The following is a 19,188-nucleotide window of genomic DNA, read 5'->3' as shown; positions in this document are numbered from 1 at the left end:
CCCGATTCGACATGTTGCGAAACTTCACACACAATAAGCGAGTTAGCTGGGTCGAACAACGAAAGCCGGGGGAAAAGATGCGTATTTTACTAGCCGAAGATGATAGCGTATTGGCCGATGGGCTGACGCGCTCCTTGCGCCAGTCCGGCTACGCCATCGACTGCGTCAAGAACGGCCAGGACGCCGACACAGCGCTGTCGACCCAGGAGTTCGATCTCCTGATCCTCGACCTCGGCCTGCCCAAGCTGTCCGGCCTGGACGTGCTGCGCCGCCTGCGTGCGCGCGGCTCGCTGCTGCCGGTGCTGATCCTCACGGCCGCCGACTCCATCGAGCAGCGCGTGGGCGGCCTCGACGCCGGCGCCGACGATTACATGCCCAAGCCGTTCGCGCTGTCCGAACTGGAAGCGCGCGTGCGCGCCCTCACCCGGCGCGGCCAGGGCGGCGGCTCGACCGTCATCCGCCACGGCCCGCTCGTGTACGACCAGGTCGGCCGCAGCGCGTACATCAACGACCAGATGCTCGACCTGTCCGCGCGCGAGCTGGGCCTGCTGGAAATCCTGCTGGCGCGCACGGGCCGCCTCGTGTCGAAGGAACAGCTCGTCGACCACCTGTGCGAATGGGGCGAGGAAGTGTCGAACAACGCCATCGAGGTCTACGTGCACCGCCTGCGCAAGAAGATCGAAACGGGCGGCATCCGCATCGCCACCGTGCGCGGCCTCGGCTACTGCCTGGAGCGCTACGCCGACAGCGCCCGCAAGAGCGCCGAAGCAGCCAGCGGCCAGAAGTGAAGCGGTTCAAGCGGCGCGCGGCCGGACCGGATCCGCTCGCCGTCACGGAACCGGTCGACGACCTCTACGTCCCGCCCAGGCCGGAACCGGAAGAAAGCATCCAGCATTCGCTGTTCGGCGAAATCCTCGACTGGATGCTGGCCCCGCTGCTGCTGCTGTGGCCGATGAGCATCGCGATCACGTACCTGGTCGCGAAGTCGATCGCGAATCAGCCGTTCGACCACGCGCTGGAAGACAGCGTCACGGTGCTCGCGCAACAGGTCAAGGAGGTCGACGGCAAGGTCGTCGCGCGCCTGGGCGGCACCGCGCGCGACATCCTGCGCGCGGACGACGTCGACAGCGTGTATTTCCAGATCAGCGGCCCGCACGGCGAGATCGTCGACGGCGACCGCGACCTGCCGCCGCCGAACCCCGACGACGCCGAGCGCAGCGGCCGCGTGCACTTCCGCACCGAGACCCTGCACGGCACGCCGATACGCATCGCCTATGCCTGGGTCAATTTGCAGCCGCTGCTGGACGCCACGCAGGAACCGCGCCTCGCGCTCGTGCAAGTGGCGGAAACGCTCGACAAGCGCGCGCAGCTGGCCAACGAGATCATCAAGGGCGTGATCCTGCCGCAGTTCATCATCCTGCCCGTGATCCTGGCCCTCGTCTGGTTCGCGCTGTCGCGGGGCCTGTCGCCGCTGGCCCAGCTGCAGGAACGCATCCGCGCCCGCCCGCCGGACGATTTGTCGCCCATCGATTCGCGCCAGGTGCCGGAAGAGATTTCGCCGCTCGTGGGCTCGCTGAACGACATGCTGGCGCGCCTCGCGCACACGATAGCCGTGCAGAAGCGCTTCATCGCCGACGCCGCGCACCAGATGAAGACGCCGCTAGCGGGCATGCGCATGCAGTCGGAGCTGGCGCTGCGCCAGGTCGATCCGAACGAGATCCACCGCTCACTCGAGCAGCTGGCCACGAGTTCGGAATCGGCCACGCGTCTCGTGAACCAGCTGCTGGCACTGGCCCGCGCGGAAAACCAGCCGCATGCGGGCCAGACGCTGGAACCGCTCGACCTTGCCGCATTGGCGCGCGACGTCGTCCAGGACTGGGTGCAAGCCTCGTTCGCGCACGAGATCGACCTCGGCTACGAAGTCATCGGCGACCCGCCGGAGATCGACGGCAGCGCCATGATGCTGCGCGAGCTGCTGTCGAACCTGATCGACAACGCGCTGCGCTACACGCCGCCCGGCGGCAGCGTCACCGTGCGCGTGCGCGGGACAAATATTGGCAACGGCAGCCAGGCTTTACTCGAAGTCGAGGACACGGGCCCCGGCATCGCGCCGTCCGAACGCCATCGCGTGTTCGAACGTTTTTATCGCATCCTCGGTTCGAGCGCGTCCGGTTCCGGCCTCGGTCTCGCCATCGTGCGCGAGATCGCGCAGCAGCACGGCGCCGACATCGAGATCTTCAACAACCCGCGCAGCACGCACAAGAAATTCCCGGGCAGCCTGTTCCGGCTGACCTTCCCGCCCACCGTCACGCTTGTCCCCGATGCCGACCGAGACCGCCCCTTCCTCTGACCCCGACCGCGAGCGCCAACGCATCGTCGCCGCGCGCGCCGCGCACTGGGCGCGCGCGCGCCGCCTGATCGCGCTGCTGCTGGCGCTTTGGCTCGCGACGAGCTTCTGCACCGTGTTCTTCGCGCGCGACCTCGCGCACCTGTCCGTGTTCGGCTGGCCGCTGTCGTTCTACCTCGCGGCACAGGGCGCGTCGCTCACATACCTCGCCATCATCGGCGCGTACGCCTGGCGCATGCGCATCCTCGACCGCGATTTCCAACGCATGCTGGAGGGCCGCTCATGACCGGGACGGCCGCCAAGACCCGCAGCTACTTCCGCCGACTGGCCCGCTACTACCTGTGGTTCACGCTGTGCTTCGCGCTGTTCCTGGGCGCGCTGGCGATCCTGGAACACGAAGGCATGCCACGCCAGTGGATCGGCCACCTGTACATGTTCGCGACGATCGTCCTGTACGCGATCATCGGCGTCGTCAGCCGCACGTCGAACGTGTCCGAATACTACGTGGCGGGACGGCGGGTGCCGGCGCTGTTCAACGGCATGGCGACGGCGGCCGACTGGATCTCGGCCGCCAGCTTCATCAGCCTCGCGGGCACGCTGTACCTGCACGGCTTCGACGCCCTCGCCTACGTGATGGGCTGGACGGGCGGCTACTGCCTCGTCGCCCTGCTGATCGCGCCCTACCTGCGCCGCTTCGCCCAGTACACGATCCCCGACTTCCTCGCCGCCCGCTACGGCGGCGAGACCGCTACGCGGCAGGGCAGCATCGTGCGCGCGCTCGCGGTCGGCGGCACCATCGTCGTCTCGTTCACGTACGTCGTCGCGCAGATCTATGCCGTCGGCCTGATCGCGTCGCGCTTCACGGGCGTCGATTTCTCGGTCGGCATCTTCCTCGGCCTCGCCAGCATCCTCGTGTGCTCGTTCCTGGGCGGGATGCGCGCCATCACGTGGACGCAGGTGGCGCAGTACATCATCATCCTCGTCGCCTTCCTGATCCCGACGATCTGGCTGTCGATGAAATTCGCGGGCAACCCGGTGCCGCAGGTCGCGTACGGCTCCGTGCTGCCCAAGCTGGCCGCGCGCGAAGCCCAGCTGGCGGCCGACCCGCGCGAGGCCGAAGTGCGCGCCCGTTTCCACGCCCGCGCCGACGACTACGCGGCGCGCATCGCCGCCCTGCCCCACTCCTGGGAAGCGGGCAAGATCGAGGCGCAGCGCCGGCTGGACAAGGCGCGCGGCCGCAACGCGCCGCTGACCGAGGTGCGCAGCGCGGAACGCGAGCTGCTCGATTATCCGCGCACGGCCGACGAAGCCGCGCGCGTGTGGACCGAACTGCGCGCCGCCAACCTGGCGCGCGCCCAGCCGCCTGAACCGCACGCGGAACCGTTCCCCGGCAAGACGCGGGAAGAATCGGACATCCGCCGCAACAATTTTCTATCCCTCGTGTTCTGCCTGATGTTCGGCACCGCGGCGCTGCCGCACATCCTGATGCGCTCCTACACGACGCCGTCCGTGCACGAGACGCGCGTCTCCGTGTTCTGGACGCTGTTCTTCATCCTGCTGATCTACCTGACGATGCCCGCGCTGGCCGTGCTGGCCAAGTACGACATCTACACGGCCCTCGTCGGCACGGGCTTCGATTCCCTGCCGACCTGGGTCTCGTACTGGGCCAACGTCGACAAGTCGAATCCCCTGATCAGCATCGTCGACATCAACGGCGACGGCATCGTGCAGCTGGCCGAGATCGCGATCGACGGCGACGTGCTCACGCTGGCCACGCCGGAGATCGGCGGCCTGCCGTACGTGATTTCCGGGCTGGTGGCGGCCGGCGGCCTGGCGGCGGCGCTGTCTACGGCGGACGGGCTGCTGCTCGCGATCTCGAACGCGCTGTCGCACGACATCTACTTCAAGATCGTCGATCCGGGCGCCTCCACGCAGAAGCGCGTGACGATCTCCAAGCTGCTGCTGCTGGCCGTCGCGTTCATCGCCGCGTACGTCGCGTCGCAGAAACCGGCCGACATCCTGTCGCTCGTCGGCGCCGCGTTCTCGCTCGCGGGGTCGACCATGTTCCCCGCGCTGGTGGCGGGCGTGTTCTGGAAGCGGGCCAATTTCGCGGGCGCGATCGCGGGCATGGCGACCGGCTTCCTCGTCTGCATCTACTACATGCTGCACACGAACCCGATGCTGGGCGGGAGCCTGGATGCGGTCTGGTTCCACATCGCGCCCATCTCCGCAGGCGTGTTCGGCGTGCCGGCGGGGGCGCTGGCGCTGGTCGTGGCGAGTCTGGTGACGCCGCCACCGCCGCGCGAGAGCGGCGGGCTCGTGGCGCATATCCGGGCGCCGGAATAAATGTTATCTTTATGCAATGTTCTCACTGAGGATCTTGCATGCTCCCGCGCCGTATCCTGCCGTATTTTTTCGCTCTCTCCGCTTCGCTCGCCGGTACCGCCTGGGCCGCGCCGGCCGCTGTAGCCACGCCGCCGGCCATCGCCTTTTTCCAGCACGCTGCCATCCATCGCGTCGCGCTGTCGCCCGATGCGCGCTACCTGGCGGTCCGTGCCGGCGCGCCCGACCGCAAGGACTATCTCGCCGTGATCGACCTCGCCACCAACAAGCCGACCGTGGTGGCCGCATTCGACGATGCCGACATCGACGACTTCGAATGGGTGAACGGCACCCGGCTCGTCTTCGACCTGACCGAAAAGAATACCGGCCAGGGCGACGTGCGGCACGGTCCGGGCCTGTACGCCGTCGACCGCGACGGCCAGCATTTCGCGCAGCTGGCCGACCGCTATTTCGACTCCGCTTCGCGCCACGAACTGATCGGCAAGGTGCCGATGCAACCGTGGAACACGTTCCTCATCCGCCAGCGTCCACGCAAGGACGACATGATCTACGTGTCCCGTCCCATCTGGGATGCGGGCGATGAACACCTCTACACCGACCTGGTCCGCCTGAACACGCGCACGGGCCACGCGCAAACCATTCCCCGCCCGGGACCGGTGACCAGCTGGCTGCTCGATCACGAAGGCGAACCCCGCCTCGCCACCGCCGTCAAGGATGGGCGGATGACGATCTACTACCGCGATCCCGCCGACCAGGACAAGTGGCGCACGCTGGCGCAGTTCGCAGCCTATACCGCAAGCGAAGGTGCGTTCAGTCCGGTAAGCTTCGGTCCCGACGGCACGCTGTACGTCGCCGCCCACAACGGCCACGACACGGAGGCGCTCTACGCCTACGATCTCAAGGCCGGCAAGCTTGCCGCCGAGCCGCTGCTGGTCACCAGGGGCTATGACTTCACCGGCAGCCTGGTCAAGAGCCGCACGAAACTCCTGGGCGCGCTCATCACCACCGACGCCCGGTCGAACGAGTGGTTCGATCCGGGCATGAAGGCGCTGCAGGACAAGCTCGACAAACTGTTGCCCGCCACCGTCAACCTGATCGACGTTCCGGCCGACGATTCGCCCTGGGTGCTGATACGGTCGTATTCCGACGCGATCCCGATGCGCTACACGTTGTACAACACGGCCACCGACCAGTTCAACGACATCGGTTCGTCGCGCCCGGCCATCGATCCGAAGCGGATGGGCCGCCAGCAGATGGTGCGCTACAAGGCGCGCGACGGCCTGGAGATCCCGGCCCTCCTGACCCTGCCGCGCGGCGCGAACAAGAACCTGCCGATGGTCGTGCTGGTGCACGGCGGACCATGGGTGCACGGCGCGGTCTGGGGCTGGGACCCCGATTCGCAATTCCTCGCCTCGCGCGGCTACGCCGTGCTGGAGCCGGACTACCGCGGCAGCACGGGCTATGGCTTCCGCCACTATCAGGCAGGCTGGAAGCAATGGGGCCGCGCCATGCAGGACGATGTGGCCGACGGCACCCGCTGGGCCATCGCGCAGGGTTATGCCGATCCGAAGCGCATCTGCATCGCCGGCGCCAGCTACGGCGGCTATGCCACGCTGATGGGCCTCGTCAACGACCCGGACCTGTACAAGTGCGGCGTGGACTGGGTCGGCGTCACCGACATCAACCTGATGTACACGGGGGCCTGGAGCCGCGAGTCCGACCTCACGGACCAGTGGAAGGCCTACGGCATGCCGGAACTGATCGGCGACCGCGTGAAGGATGCGGCGCAACTGAAGGCCACGTCGCCCATCGAGCAGGCGGCCCGCATCACGCAGCCCGTACTGCTGGCCTACGGCGGCGTCGACCGCCGCGTGCCGCTGTACCACGGCCAGAAGTTCTACGACGCCGTCACGAAGACCAACAGGAACGTCGAGTGGATCGAGTACCCGGAAGAAGGCCATGGCTGGCACCTGCCGAAAAACTCGGTCGACTTCTGGACCCGCGTCGAGGCCTTCCTCGACAAGAACATCGGTCCGGGCGGGGGGCGATAACGACACACGCGGCGCTGCTGATGTCATACGCCGCACATGACAACGGGCGCCATGCGGCGCCCGTTGTTCATCGCCTGCGCAATGCTTACACGATGAAATCCCAGTCGGTGGCCGCACGCTGGTGGCCGATCATCTCGACGGATGCCACGAACTCCGTGGCGATATGCTCGAGGCTGACGCCATTGCGCATCGCTTCGACCCAGAAGGCCAGGCCCGGCGCGTCGGGAGCGCGGTCGAACAAAGCCTGGTAGAGCATGCCGAGATCGTGCTCGGCATTGCCGTTGAACGCGTCGTGGCTGGCCACGTACTCGGGCGAACGGATGATGTCCAGCGCAATCCTGCCCCAGCTGACGCCCGCCTGGTGCGCATCGGCCCAGAACTCGATGCCGTACATATCGGCCTGGCGCCCGAGCGCGGTCTGGTAGATGCTGGCCAGCGTATCCATGGCGCCGCTGTCCTCGACCTTGACGGTGGCATCGCTGAACTGCAGCTGCTCGACGTTGACGACCAGCGCCTTCGCCGCCGGCGCGGCCTTGCTGCTCACCACCAGGTAGCCGTTGTGGGTTTCCACGTCGAAGTCGGCACGGGCGCCGGCGAACGTCGCGGTGTCGCTGCCCGTGCCGCCGTGCAGGACCGTGGTGGCCGGCGTCGACGCGGCATTCGCGTGGGCCGCGCCGCTGGCGCTCGCCGCCCGCGCCGCCGGTACACCGAAGCCGAGCGTATCGTCGCCGCCGCCGCTGAACACCTGCGTGCCGCCGCCGGACGCCAGCGTGACGTGCTGGCTGGCCGCATCGCCGGTCAGTATCTGCGTGCCGCCCTGGACGACGATATTGGCTGCGCCGACGATCGCCGCAAAATTGACGTTCTGCAGCGCGATGGTGCTGCCGGGCGCCAGGCCGCCGGTCTGGATCACGAGTGCCACTTGCTGCTGGGCGCTGCTCGCGGCACTCAGGGTCAGGACACTGTCCAGCCCCCCCTGGCTGCTGACCGGCGCGATGGTCTGGACCAGCAGCGATTCGCTTGCCTGCAGTTGCGCCAGGTAGCTCTGGCCGTTGCCGCTCATGTGGACGAGGTCGCCGCCGGACGTGGTCGCCGCCTGGATCGCGGCGATCAGGCCGGCGCCGCCGTTTGCCACCGTCGTATTGGCGCCGCCGCTGGCGGTCAGTCCGTAACCGATGCCCACGTGGGCCACCAGCAGATCGGTACCGCCGGCCAGCGGAATGTCCGCCGTGGCGGCCGCACCAGTCTGCTCGACGCGGCCCGCGCTCACGATCGGGACCTGGACCTGGGTGCCGGACGCGCCGCCCGGCAGCGAGACCGGCACCGTCACGACGCGCACGCCATCCACCAGCGGCACCGGCGCTTCCTCGACCGTCAGGGCGAAACTGCCGCTCGCCGCGGACACGTTGCCCGCGGCATCCGTATCGGTCACGCTCAGCGTGTGCCGGCCGAGGCCCAGCGCCTGGGCGGCGATGCTCCAGTGGCCGTGCGTGTCCGCATGGGTCGTGCCCACCACGGTCGTGCCGTCGTACAGGGTGACGAGGTCGTTCGCCGCCGCATTGCCCTCGAGGACCGGCACCGCGTACGTGACGCCGTCGCCGACCGAGTCCGTATCGGACTGCGCCTGCAGCTGCGGGGCCGCGGGCGCCGCCGGTGCGGTCGCGTCGACCGTCAGCGTCAGGGCCGGGCTTGCGGCCGATTCGTTGCCGGCCGCATCGACCTGCCTGACGGTCAGAACGTGCGTGCCGTCGGCCAGCGGGGACGCCGGCATGATCCAGTTGCCGTCGGCATCGGCCCCCGTCGAGCCGAGCGCGGTAGTGCCGTCGGTGTCGTACAGCGTCACCCAGGCCCCGGCTTCGGCCGTGCCGCTGAACGTCGGCGTCCTGACCTTCGTGATGTGGTCGCCCGCGATGCCGCTGTCGCTCGCGATGGACAGCACCGGGGCGGCCGGGGCCGATGGTGCGTGCGTGTCGATCACGACCGCCAGCGCGGCGCCTTGTGCCGAGACATTCCCTGCCACGTCGGTCTGCGTGATACGTAACTGGTGGGTGCCGTCGGCCAGCGTCGGGGTGGTGATGCTCCACATGCCGCCGGCATTGGCTGTCGTGGTGCCCAGCACCGTCGCGCCGTCGTACAGGGTGACGAGCGCATGCCCTTCCGCCGTACCGTTGACGGTCGGCGTCGCGTCGGCGGTGATGCCGTCGGTGGACCAAGCGCCGGTGTCGCTGGCTGGTTGCAGCACCGGGATCCTCGGCGCATCCGGCGCCAGCGTGTCGAAGTGAAGCGACGGGGTCGTCCCCGCGCCGCCCGTGTTGCCCGCCGTGTCGGCATAGCTGCCGGCGCCGATCGTGATGCTGGCGGTGCCGCCGTCCGTGCTGGCGTCCGGCGCAAAGGTCGCCGTGCGCACCAGGCCGGAACCGCTGATGGCGGACAGCGTGCCGCCGCTGACGATGACGTCGCCCTGCGTGCCGTTCCAGGTGAAGCTCGCGCCCGGGTCTTCGCTGAACGTGAACGTGACGGTGGCGGTCTCGCCGGCCTTGAGCGCGGCGGCGTCGCTGGTGATCGTCACCGTCGGCGCCGCCGTGTCCAGCACATAGGCCTGCGAAGCCACCGGCCCGGCATTGTCGACGGCGTCGACCACGCGCGCCTGCAGCGTGCCGCTGCCGGCCAGCGTGGCCGCCAGCGACCAGGCCGTGCCGTTGACCTGCGCCGCCGTCCAGCTGGCGCCGTTGTCGAGCGAGACCTGGACTTGCTCGCCGGTCTGCAACGCGGCGCTCAAGGTGCCGCTGATGATCTGCGCGGCCGTGTTCGTGATGAAGTCGGTGGCGGACGCGCCATGATCGGCCGAGAACGCGATGCCGCCCACGGTGGTCGTGGGCGCGGTCAGGTCGACGGTGAACGTCAGGCCGCCCGAGGCACCGCTGGCGTTGCCGGCGGCATCGGTCACGATCGTGGACACCGTGTGCTGGCCCGCGCCCAGCGTCGAACTTGCGATGCTCCAGGTGCCGCCGGTGGCGACGGTGCTGCCCAGCAGCGTGCTGCCTTCGTACAGGTCGACCGTGGCGCCCGCTTCGGCCGTACCCGTGAAGGTCGGCGTCGTGGCGGCCGTGATGCCGTCGCTGTTCGATACGCCCGTGTCGCTGGCGGCATCCAGCACCGGCGTCGACGATGCGGCCGGCGCCAGCGTGTCGAAATGAAGCGACGGGGTCGTCCCCGCGCCGCCCGTGTTGCCCGCCGTGTCGGCATAGCTGCCGGCGCCGATCGTGATGCTGGCGGTGCCGACGTCGGTGTTGGCGTCCGGCGTGAAGATCGCCGTGCGCACCAGGCCCGTACCGCTGATGGCGGACAGCGTGCCGCCGCTGACGATGACGTCGCCCTGCGTGCCATCCCAGGTGAAGCTCGCACCCGGATCTTCGCTGAACGTGAACGTGACGGTGGCGGTCTCGCCGGCCTTGAGCGCGGCGGCGTCGCTGGTGATCGTCACCGTCGGCGCAGCCGTGTCCAGCACATAGGTCTGCGAGGCCACCGGCCCGGCATTGTCGACGGCGTCGACCACGCGCGCCTGCAGCGTGCCGCTGCCGGCCAGCGTGGCTGCCAGCGACCAGGCCGTACCGTTGACCTGCGCCGCCGTCCAGCTGGCGCCGTTGTCGAGCGAAACCTGGACTTGCTCGCCGGTCTGCAGCGCGGCGCTCAAGGTGCCGCTGATGGTCTGCGCGGCCGTGTCCGTGATGAAGTCGGTGCCCGATGTCCCATGATCGGCCGAGAACGCGATGCCGCCCACGGTGGTCGTGGGGGCGGTCAGGTCGACGGTGAAGGTCAGGCCGGCCGAGGCGCCGCTGCCGTTGCCGGCGGCATCCGTCACGATCGTGGATACCGTGTGCTGGCCCGCGCCCAGCGTCGAACTGGTGATGCTCCAGATGCCGCCCGTGGCGACGGCGCTGCCCAGCAGCGTGCTGCCTTCGTACAGGTCGACGGTGGCGCCCGCTTCGGCCGTACCCGTGAAGGTCGGCGTGGTCGCGGCCGTGATGCCGTCACTGTGCGAGCTGCCCGTGTCGCTGGCGGCATCCAGCGCCGGCGTCGACGATGCGGCCGGCGCGGTGGTGTCGATCGTGACGCTCTGCGCCGGCGAGGCGGCGCTGGTGTTACCAGCCAGATCCGTGGCCTTGGCCGTCACCGTATGCGTGCCCTCGCCCATCGTCGTGGCCGTGATGCTCCAGGCGCCGTTGCCGTCGGCAACGGTCGAGCCCAGCACCGTGGTGCCGTCGGTATCGAACAGGTCGACGGCGGCGCCCGCCGCGGCCGTGCCGCTGAACGTCGGGGTCGTGTCGCGGGTGATGGCGGCGTCCGGCGTCGGTGCCGATGGCGCGTCCGGTGCCGTCGTGTCGATCGTGACCTGCGTGCCGAGCGATGCGGCGCTCGCGTTGCCGGCGGCATCGCTCGCCCTGGCGGTGATCGTGTGTGCGCCCTCGCTCAACGTCGACGTCGTGATCGACCAGACGCCGTTGGTGGCGACCGTGCTGCCCAGCACCGTGGTGCCGTCGGTATCGTACAACGTGATGGTGGAACCGGCTTCGGCGAAGCCGTCGATGGTCGGCGTCACGACCCTGGTCACGCCATCGAACGGAATGGCGCCGCTGTCGCTGAGCGGCGACAGGTGGGCCAGCGGTACCGCCGGCGCCAGCGTGTCGAAGTGAAGCGACGGGGTCGTCCCCGCGCCGCCCGTGTTGCCCGCCGTGTCGGCATAGCTGCCGGCGCCGATCGTGATGCTGGCGGTGCCGCCGTCCGTGTCGGCGTCCGGCGTAAAGGTCGCCGTGCGCACTTGGCCGGAACCACTGATGGCGGACAGCGTGCCGCCGCTGACGATGACGTCGCCCTGCGTGCCGTTCCAGGTGAAGCTCGCACCCGGATCTTCGCTGAATGTGAACGTGACGGTGGCGGTCTCGCCGGCCTTGAGCGCGGCGACGTCGCTGGTGATCGTCACCGTCGGCGCAGCCGTGTCCAGCACATAGGCCTGCGAAGCCACCGGCCCGGCATTGTCGACGGCGTCGACCACGCGCGCCTGCAGCGTGCCGCTGCCGGCCAGCGTGGCCGCCAGCGACCACGCCGTGCCGTTGACCTGCGCCGCCGTCCAGCTGGCGCCGTTGTCGAGCGAGACCTCGACTTGCTCGCCGGTCTGCAACGCGGCGCTCAAGGTGCCGCTGATGGTCTGCGCGGCCGTGTCCGTGATGAAGTCGGTGCCCGATGTCCCATGATCGGCCGAGAACGCGATGCCGCCCACGGTGGTCGTGGGCGCGGTCAGGTCGATGGTGAAGGTCAGGCCGGCCGAGGCGCTGCTGGCGTTGCCGGCGGCATCGGTCACGATCGTGGACACCGTGTGCTGGCCCGCGCCGAGCGTCGAACTGGCGATGCTCCAGATGCCGCCCGTGGCGACGGCGCTGCCCAGCAGCGTGCTGCCTTCGTACAGGTCGACGGTGGCGCCCGCCTCGGCCGTGCCCGTGAAGGTCGGCGTGGTCGTGGCCGTGATGCCGTCGCTGTGCGAGCTGCCCGTGTCGCTGGCGGCATCCAGCGCCGGCGTCGACGATGCGGCCGGCGCGGTGGTGTCGATCGTGACGCTTTGCGCCGGCGAGGCGGCGCTGGTGTTACCAGCCAGATCCGTGGCCTTGGCCGTCACCGTATGCGTGCCCTCGCCCATCGTCGTGGCCGTGATGCTCCAGGTGCCGTTGCCGTCGGCAACGGTCGAGCCCAGCACCGTGGTGCCGTCGGTATCGAACAGGTCGACGGCGGTGCCCGCCGCGGCCGTGCCGCTGAACGTCGGGGTCGTGTCGCGGGTGATGGCGGCGTCCGGCGTCGGTGCCGATGGCGCGTCCGGTGCCGTCGTGTCGATCGTGACCTGCGTGCCGAGCGATGCGGCGCTCGCGTTGCCGGCGGCATCGCTCGCCCTGGCGGTGATCGTGTGTGCGCCCTCGCTCAACGTCGACGTCGTGATCGACCAGACGCCGTTGGTGGCGACCGTGCTGCCCAGCACCGTGGTGCCGTCGGTATCGTACAACGTGATGGTGGAACCGGCTTCGGCGAAGCCGTCGATGGTCGGCGTCACGACCCTGGTCACGCCATCGAACGGAATGGCGCCGCTGTCGCTGAGCGGCGACAGGTACGCCAGCGGTACCACCGGCGCGAGCGTGTCGAAGTGAAGCGACGGGGTCGTCCCCGCGCCGCCCGTGTTGCCCGCCGTGTCGGCATAGCTGCCGGCGCCGATCGTGATGCTGGCGGTGCCGCCGTCCGTGTCGGCGTCCGGCGTAAAGGTCGCCGTGCGCACTTGGCCGGAACCACTGATGGCGGACAGCGTGCCGCCGCTGACGATGACGTCGCCCTGCGTGCCATCCCAGGTGAAGCTCGCACCCGGATCTTCGCTGAACGTGAACGTGACGGTGGCGGTCTCGCCGGCCTTGAGCGCGGCGACGTCGCTGGTGATCGTCACCGTCGGCGCAGCCGTGTCCAGCACATAGGCCTGCGAAGCCACCGGCCCGGCATTGTCGACGGCGTCGACCACGCGCGCCTGCAGCGTGCCGCTGCCGGCCAGCGTGGCCGCCAGCGACCAGGCCGTGCCGTTGACCTGCGCCGCCGTCCAGCTGGCGCCGTTGTCGAGCGAAACCTGGACTTGCTCGCCGGTCTGCAGCGCGGCGCTCAAGGTGCCGCTGATGGTCTGCGCGGCCGTGTCCGTGATGAAGTCGGTGCCCGATGTCCCATGATCGGCCGAGAACGCGATGCCGCCCACGGTGGTCGTGGGCGCGGTCAGGTCGATGGTGAAGGTCAGGCCGGCCGAGGCGCCGCTGGCGTTGCCGGCGGCATCGGTCACGATCGTGGACACCGTGTGCTGGCCCGCGCCCAGTGCCGAGCTCGTGATGCTCCAGGTGCCGCCGGTGGCGACGGTGCTGCCCAGCAGCGTGCTGCCTTCGTACAGGTCGACGGTGGCGCCCGCTTCGGCCGTGCCCGTGAAGGTCGGCGTGGTGGCGGCCGTGATGCCGTCGCTGTTCGATACGCCCGTGTCGCTGGCGGCGTCCAGCACCGGCGTCGACGATGCGGCCGGCGCGGCCGTGTCGAGCGTGTAGGCGTGGCTATCGGCCGTGCCGGCGTTGCCGGCGCTGTCGACCACGCGTACTTTCAGCGTATTGCTGCCGGTCAGCGTCGCGCTCAGCGACCAGGTGTTGGTACCGACGGTGGCGCTGGCCGTCGTCCAGTGCGCGCCGTTGTCCAGCGAGACTTCGACGTGCTCGTCCGACGCCAGGTTGGCGCTCAGCGTGCCGCTGATGCTCTGCGCCGCGGTCTGGGTGATCAGGTCGGTGCTCGACGCGCCGGTGTCGGCCGAGAAGGCGACGCTGGCATTCGTCGTGGTCGGCGGGGTCGAGTCAGGGGCATGGACATTGGTGACGGCCACGTTGTCGATCAACACGCCCCGGAAATTGCCGGAGTTATTCTCCACGACGATCTTCAGCGTCGTGATCTCGGTCATCCCGCTGAACGTCACCGTGTTGAGCTGAGCGTAGGCACCGTTGACATCGTACGCCATGTCGACGGTCTTGCTGTCGACCGTGTTGCCGTGCGCGTCCAGGCCAGTGATCGTGACGTTGGCGTGCTGTACCCCGGGAGTGTAACTCCCCGAACTGTCCAGGGACAGGTCGAGCGAGGTTACCGAAAACACCTTGCCGCCGTAAAACGACACCTCGGCCGGATGTGCGGCGACGGCGTAGGAATCGACCATGAGCTGGACCATGTCGGGCGACACGATGTTCAGATTGTTGTCGTTGTGCACGTGGATCTGGTACGCCCCATCCTGCGTCAGGCCGAAATACAGGTCTGCCCCTTGCGGGCCCCACGACCCGGAATAGCCGTAATTGAAATCGAATGTGGCGGTCGCCTGGCTGAGCGCCAGCACGTCGTCGTAGCTCAGGCTCTGTCCCACCGTGCCGACGCTGGCCGTTTCCACCTTCCCGCTCGTCACTTCCAGTTGCCAGTCGCCGCCCCGCGCCGCACTGCCGGTCAGGTCGTTCGATGCCGCCACGTCGGCCCCGGTGGCGATCGCCAGCTGGTCGACGAAGGCCTGGCCCCGGCTGCCGGCGCCGGTGTCGCAGCCGTACAGCAGGATGTCGCCATCCTTGGCCATGCTGCGGCCAATGGCGTTCAGGTCGGCCTGGTGGTCGCCCAGGCTGGCCGCGTCCAGCGTCAGCGCGCCCAGGCTGGCGGTACCGGCGGCGCCGTGCGAAATGATGTGCAGCGCATCGATGCCGGTCCGTCCGGCCAGCGCGTCGGCGATCTGGTGCACGCCGTCCCCGGTGGAATCGAGGATGACGACTTCACGGCCGACGCCCAATTGCTGCGCCAGCGACTGGTAATCGGCGACGTTGTCTTCGATGAAGACGATCTCGGTACGCGGCCGCGCCAGCTGCACGTCCTGGAACGCCGCATCCAGCGACGGGGCGGCGGGCGCCGCGCCGGTCGAAATGATCAGATCGTCGCCGATGCCATCGAGGTAAGTGGAGCTCATTCAGGTTTTCCTTGTTGTGGAGACTGGGCGGTAATGACGTTGGCGGTGCTGCCGGTGGAGTCATTCCAGAAAGACATCTTGCTGTATTTATCGAACAGGTCGGCCGGGATCACGGCGCGGCGCGGCGTGAATTTCACCTGCGCCTTCACGCGATGCAGGCCGGGCACGCCCACCTGCAGGTCGAAGTCCTCGGCGTCGTACTCGACGTTGTCGAAGTCGTGCTCGAAATGCGGCTCGCCGAGGAAGTCGTAGACCAGCGGCAGGACCTTGGCGGGCGCCTTGGCCAGCAGGTCGTAGTCGACCAGCAGCAGCGAACCCGCATGCTCGCCATAGAAGGCGTCGCGCAGCGCGGCCCAGGGAAACCCGACCAGGTTGTCCGGATGGGCCAGGAAATCGAGGCGGCTGTACACGGTGCCGCGGCCGCCGCCGGCGCCGAACAGGCGCGTGTTTTCATACGGATTGGCGCGCACCATCTTCTCGATGCTGTCCATGATCCACGCGACATTGCGCACGCAGGCAATCACCTTCGCCTGTGGGAACAGGTCCAGCAGCAGGGGCAGCCTGGCGCACCAGGCACGGTTCGTATCGAACACGATCTCGCGGTCGACGTCCGCGTAATACGCATCGAAGATGCCGCGCAGCAGAGCCTTGCGCTTGTCACGGCCGACGACGGGGGCGAATTCCGAACCCGCACTGAACTGGCTGATGATCGACGAGCACAGGCCGACGACCGGGCTCGACATGCCCGCATGGAAGCGCGGATTTTGCAGCAGGATGCCCGACAGCAGCGTGGAGCCGGAACGCGGCAAGCCGGAAATGAAATGGAATTTCCTGTTCGCTGACACTGGAATGGTCACTCATGAAAAATGGGAAATAAATCCGGATGAAGCAAATCACCCGTGTATTCCCATCATCATGCAAAGGCTATTTCAGTGGAGCAATAGAGAAATAACATTAAAACGAAAAATACAGCAATGTGTTCCGAAACCGAGACAGTCGGCGATCCCATTCAGCCGCGCTGGGTAAGCAGGCCGCGCCGCTCGAGCACGTCGACGAGGCGCGCGACTTCGTCCGCGACGGACGTGGTCGCGCTGTCGACGACCAGTTCCGGCCCATCCGGCGCCTCGTAGGGCGAGGAGATGCCGGTAAACTCCGCCAACAGGCCCGCGCGCGCGCGGCGGTACAGGCCCTTGGGGTCGCGCGCCTCGCACACGGCGAGCGGGCAGTGGCAATGGACTTCGATGAAATACGGGGCCGCGATCAGGGCCCGGGCGCGGGCGCGGTCGGCGCGCAGCGGGGAGATGGCGGAAACGATCACGATCTGTCCGGCCTCGTAGAACAGCCGCGCGACTTCGCCGATCCGGCGGATGTTTTCGGATCGTTCGGGGAGGGAAAAACCGAGGTCGGCGCACAGGCCATGCCGCACCTTGTCGCCGTCCAGCACGAACACGCCGCAGCCACGCTCGAACAGGACCCGTTCGGCGGCCTGGGCCAGCGTCGTCTTGCCGGCGCCGGACAGTCCGGTAATCCAGACCACCGCGCCGGTGGGGCGCCGCCGTTCTTCGTCACCAACCGGCAGCGGAACAGCGGGCGCCGTCATGGCTTATTCGACGATCGTCTGCGCCTGGCCTTCGCCACGCGCGCGGATCTCGCCGATGCGGTACACGGTCTCGCCGGCCGCCTTCAGCTGGGCTTCGGCCGCGTCCGCGTTTTCCTTCGACACGATCACGGTCATGCCGATGCCGCAGTTGAACACGCGGTGCATCTCGGCGTCGGCCACGCCGCCGTGCTGCTGCAGCCACTGGAACAGCGGCGGCAGGGTCCACGACTTGCTGTCGAGCACGGCCGTCAGGTGATCCTGCAGCACGCGCGGGATGTTTTCGACGAGGCCGCCGCCCGTGATGTGCACGAGGCCCTTCACTTCCATCGCCTGCATCAGCGCCAGCAGCGGCTTCACGTAGATGCGGGTCGGCTGCATCAGCGCGTCGGACAGCTTCTTGCCGTGGAAGTCGGCTTCCAGGTCCGGCTTCGACACCTCGATGATCTTGCGCACCAGCGAGTAGCCGTTCGAGTGGATGCCCGACGAAGCCAGGCCCAGCACGACGTCGCCCGGGGCGATCTTGGTGCCGTCGATGATCTGCGATTTTTCCACGGCGCCGACGGCGAAGCCCGCCAGGTCGTATTCGCCGTCCGGGTACATGCTCGGCATTTCGGCCGTTTCGCCGCCGATCAGGGCGCAGCCGGCCTGTTCGCAGCCGGTGGCGATGCCTTTGACGACGGCGGTCGCGGTCGGCACGTCCAGCTTGCCGCAAGCAAAGTAATCCAGGAAGAACAGCGGCTCGGCGCCCTGCACGAGGATGTCGTTGACGCTCATGGCGACGAGGTCGATGCCGACCGTGTCGTGACGGTTCAGTTCGAACGCCAGCTTCAGCTTGGTGCCGACGCCGTCGGTGCCGGACACGAGGACCGGTTCCTTGTACTTCTTGCTGATTTCGAACAGCGCACCGAAACCGCCGATGCCGCCGAGCACGCCTTCGCGCATGGTGCGCTTGGCAAAAGGTTTGATCGCTTCGACCAGGGCGTCGCCGGCATCGATATCGACACCAGCGTCGCGGTAGGAGAGAGAAACATTAGATGGTTGGCTCATGGTATTTGGCAGCGGAGGCGGTAAAATAGTAGGCGGTTGACAACTGGGCATTTGACGGCACGTACCGGCGGCAGCCAGTCGGTCAATCCATTATTTTATCAAAACGGCCTGCCCCGGCACCGTTTTAACGGTCAAGAACAACAACTACATGCCTTTTTCCCTCAGCCCGGAGCAAAAACAGTCAGCGTTCTGGTTGGCACTCTGGCTCGCTTGCGGTCTGCTGCTGTACGCCCTCGGGCCCATCCTCACCCCGTTCATCGCCGCCGCCATCCTCGCCTATGCCCTGAACGGCGCCGTCGACCGGCTCGAACGCACGCGTCTCGGCAAGCTTCATTTGCCCCGCTCGCTCGCCGTCGTCGTCGTGATCCTCGCGTTCTTGGCGTCCGTCACCGCCCTCGTGCTGATCGTCGTGCCGGTGCTGCGCACGGAATTGCCGCTGCTGCAGGCCCAGATCCCGGACGCGCTCGCCCGCGTCGACACCATCCTGTCGCCCCGCCTGGCGCAGCTTGGCATCCACATCAAGCTGGACGGCAGCAGCCTGCGCACCATCCTCACGCAGCAGATCATGACGTCGAGCGACGAGATCTGGACGACCGTGCTCGCGTCCGCGCGCGTGGGCGGCAGCGCCCTGCTCGGCTGGGTCGCCACGGCGATCCTGATCCCCGTCGTGCTGTTCTACCTGCTGCTGGACTGGCACCGCCTGCTGCTGCAACTGGAAAACGCCGTCCCGCGCCGCTGGGTGCGCCAGACGGTGGGCATGGCCCAGGAAGTCAACGCGCTGCTGGCCCAGTACCTGCGCGGGCAACTGCTCGTGATGCTCGTGCTGGCGCTGTATTACTCGGCCGCGCTGGCGCTGGCCGGCTTCGAGGTGGCGCTGCCGGTCGGCATATTGACTGGGCTGCTCGTCTTCATCCCCTACCTGGGCTACGGCCTGGGGCTCGTGCTGGCGCTGACGGCCGCCATCCTGCAGTTTTCCGACTGGAGCGGCGTGATCGCCGTCGCGGTGATCTATGGTGCGGGCCAGGTCATCGAAGGCTTTTTCCTCACGCCGCGACTCGTGGGCGAGCGCATCGGCCTGAATCCGCTGGCCGTGATCTTCGCCCTGCTCGCCTTCGGCCAGCTGTTCGGTTTCGTGGGCGTGCTGCTGGCGCTGCCGGCATCGGCCGTGCTGATGGTGGCATTCCGTCACTTGAAACGCCACTATCTGCGCAGCAGCTTTTATAATGCCTAGTTCATACGCACACGACATGATGAGAAC

General features: G+C 68.1%; 10 protein-coding genes. 6 read left to right on the top strand and 4 right to left on the bottom strand.

The window, feature by feature from the left end:
* Positions 1-77 precede the first annotated feature (77 nt).
* Genes ACEN9H_RS01070 through ACEN9H_RS01050 form a run of 5 tightly spaced genes read left to right on the top strand, consistent with a single transcriptional unit; the run spans position 78 to position 6,741 of the window.
* Entirely contained in the window at positions 78-788 is a 711-nt protein-coding gene (locus tag ACEN9H_RS01070; protein ID WP_413673485.1) for a response regulator, read from the top strand.
* Entirely contained in the window at positions 785-2,350 is a 1,566-nt protein-coding gene (locus tag ACEN9H_RS01065; RefSeq protein WP_413673484.1) for a sensor histidine kinase N-terminal domain-containing protein, read from the top strand. Before ACEN9H_RS01070 ends, ACEN9H_RS01065 begins: the two co-directional genes overlap by 4 nt.
* A complete protein-coding gene (locus tag ACEN9H_RS01060) occupies positions 2,322-2,633 on the top strand; it encodes a DUF4212 domain-containing protein (protein WP_082577094.1) in 312 nt (103 codons plus the stop codon). The genes ACEN9H_RS01065 and ACEN9H_RS01060 overlap by 29 nt, the downstream gene beginning before the upstream one ends.
* Positions 2,630-4,693, top strand: coding sequence for a sodium:solute symporter family protein (locus tag ACEN9H_RS01055; RefSeq protein ID WP_413673483.1), 2,064 nt, complete (start codon positions 2,630-2,632; stop codon positions 4,691-4,693). The genes ACEN9H_RS01060 and ACEN9H_RS01055 overlap by 4 nt, the downstream gene beginning before the upstream one ends.
* Before the next feature lie 38 nt (positions 4,694-4,731).
* Positions 4,732-6,741 carry an alpha/beta hydrolase family protein gene (locus tag ACEN9H_RS01050; protein WP_413673482.1) on the top strand — a complete coding sequence of 670 codons (2,010 nt, stop codon included), beginning with the start codon at positions 4,732-4,734 and terminating at the stop codon, positions 6,739-6,741.
* An 85-nt stretch (positions 6,742-6,826) separates the two neighbouring features.
* Here the strand turns inward: ACEN9H_RS01050 and ACEN9H_RS01045 are convergent, their stop codons facing one another.
* From ACEN9H_RS01045 to purM, 4 genes are all read right to left on the bottom strand, one after another.
* Entirely contained in the window at positions 6,827-15,283 is an 8,457-nt protein-coding gene (locus tag ACEN9H_RS01045; RefSeq protein WP_413673481.1) for an Ig-like domain-containing protein, read from the bottom strand.
* A complete protein-coding gene (locus ACEN9H_RS01040) occupies positions 15,280-16,128 on the bottom strand; it encodes a sulfotransferase (RefSeq protein ID WP_413673480.1) in 849 nt (282 codons plus the stop codon). The genes ACEN9H_RS01045 and ACEN9H_RS01040 overlap by 4 nt, the downstream gene beginning before the upstream one ends.
* Positions 16,129-16,292: 164 nt before the next feature.
* On the bottom strand, positions 16,293-16,883 hold the full coding sequence (cysC, locus tag ACEN9H_RS01035; RefSeq protein ID WP_413673479.1) for an adenylyl-sulfate kinase: 591 nt from the start codon (positions 16,881-16,883) through the stop codon (positions 16,293-16,295).
* Positions 16,884-16,886: 3 nt separating this feature from the next.
* Positions 16,887-17,930, bottom strand: coding sequence for a phosphoribosylformylglycinamidine cyclo-ligase (purM, locus tag ACEN9H_RS01030; protein ID WP_413673478.1), 1,044 nt, complete (start codon positions 17,928-17,930; stop codon positions 16,887-16,889).
* A 148-nt stretch (positions 17,931-18,078) separates the two neighbouring features.
* On the opposite strand from purM, the gene ACEN9H_RS01025 reads away from it, so the two are divergent.
* Complete coding sequence (locus tag ACEN9H_RS01025; protein ID WP_160410634.1) at positions 18,079-19,161, top strand: AI-2E family transporter; 1,083 nt, start codon at positions 18,079-18,081, stop codon at positions 19,159-19,161.
* Positions 19,162-19,188 lie beyond the last annotated feature (27 nt).

The sequence above is a fragment of the Massilia cellulosiltytica genome (assembly GCF_047325105.1).
In the GTDB taxonomy this organism is placed as follows: Bacteria; Pseudomonadota; Gammaproteobacteria; order Burkholderiales; family Burkholderiaceae_D; genus Telluria; species Telluria orientalis.
This window is presented reverse-complemented; position numbering and strand designations above follow the sequence as displayed.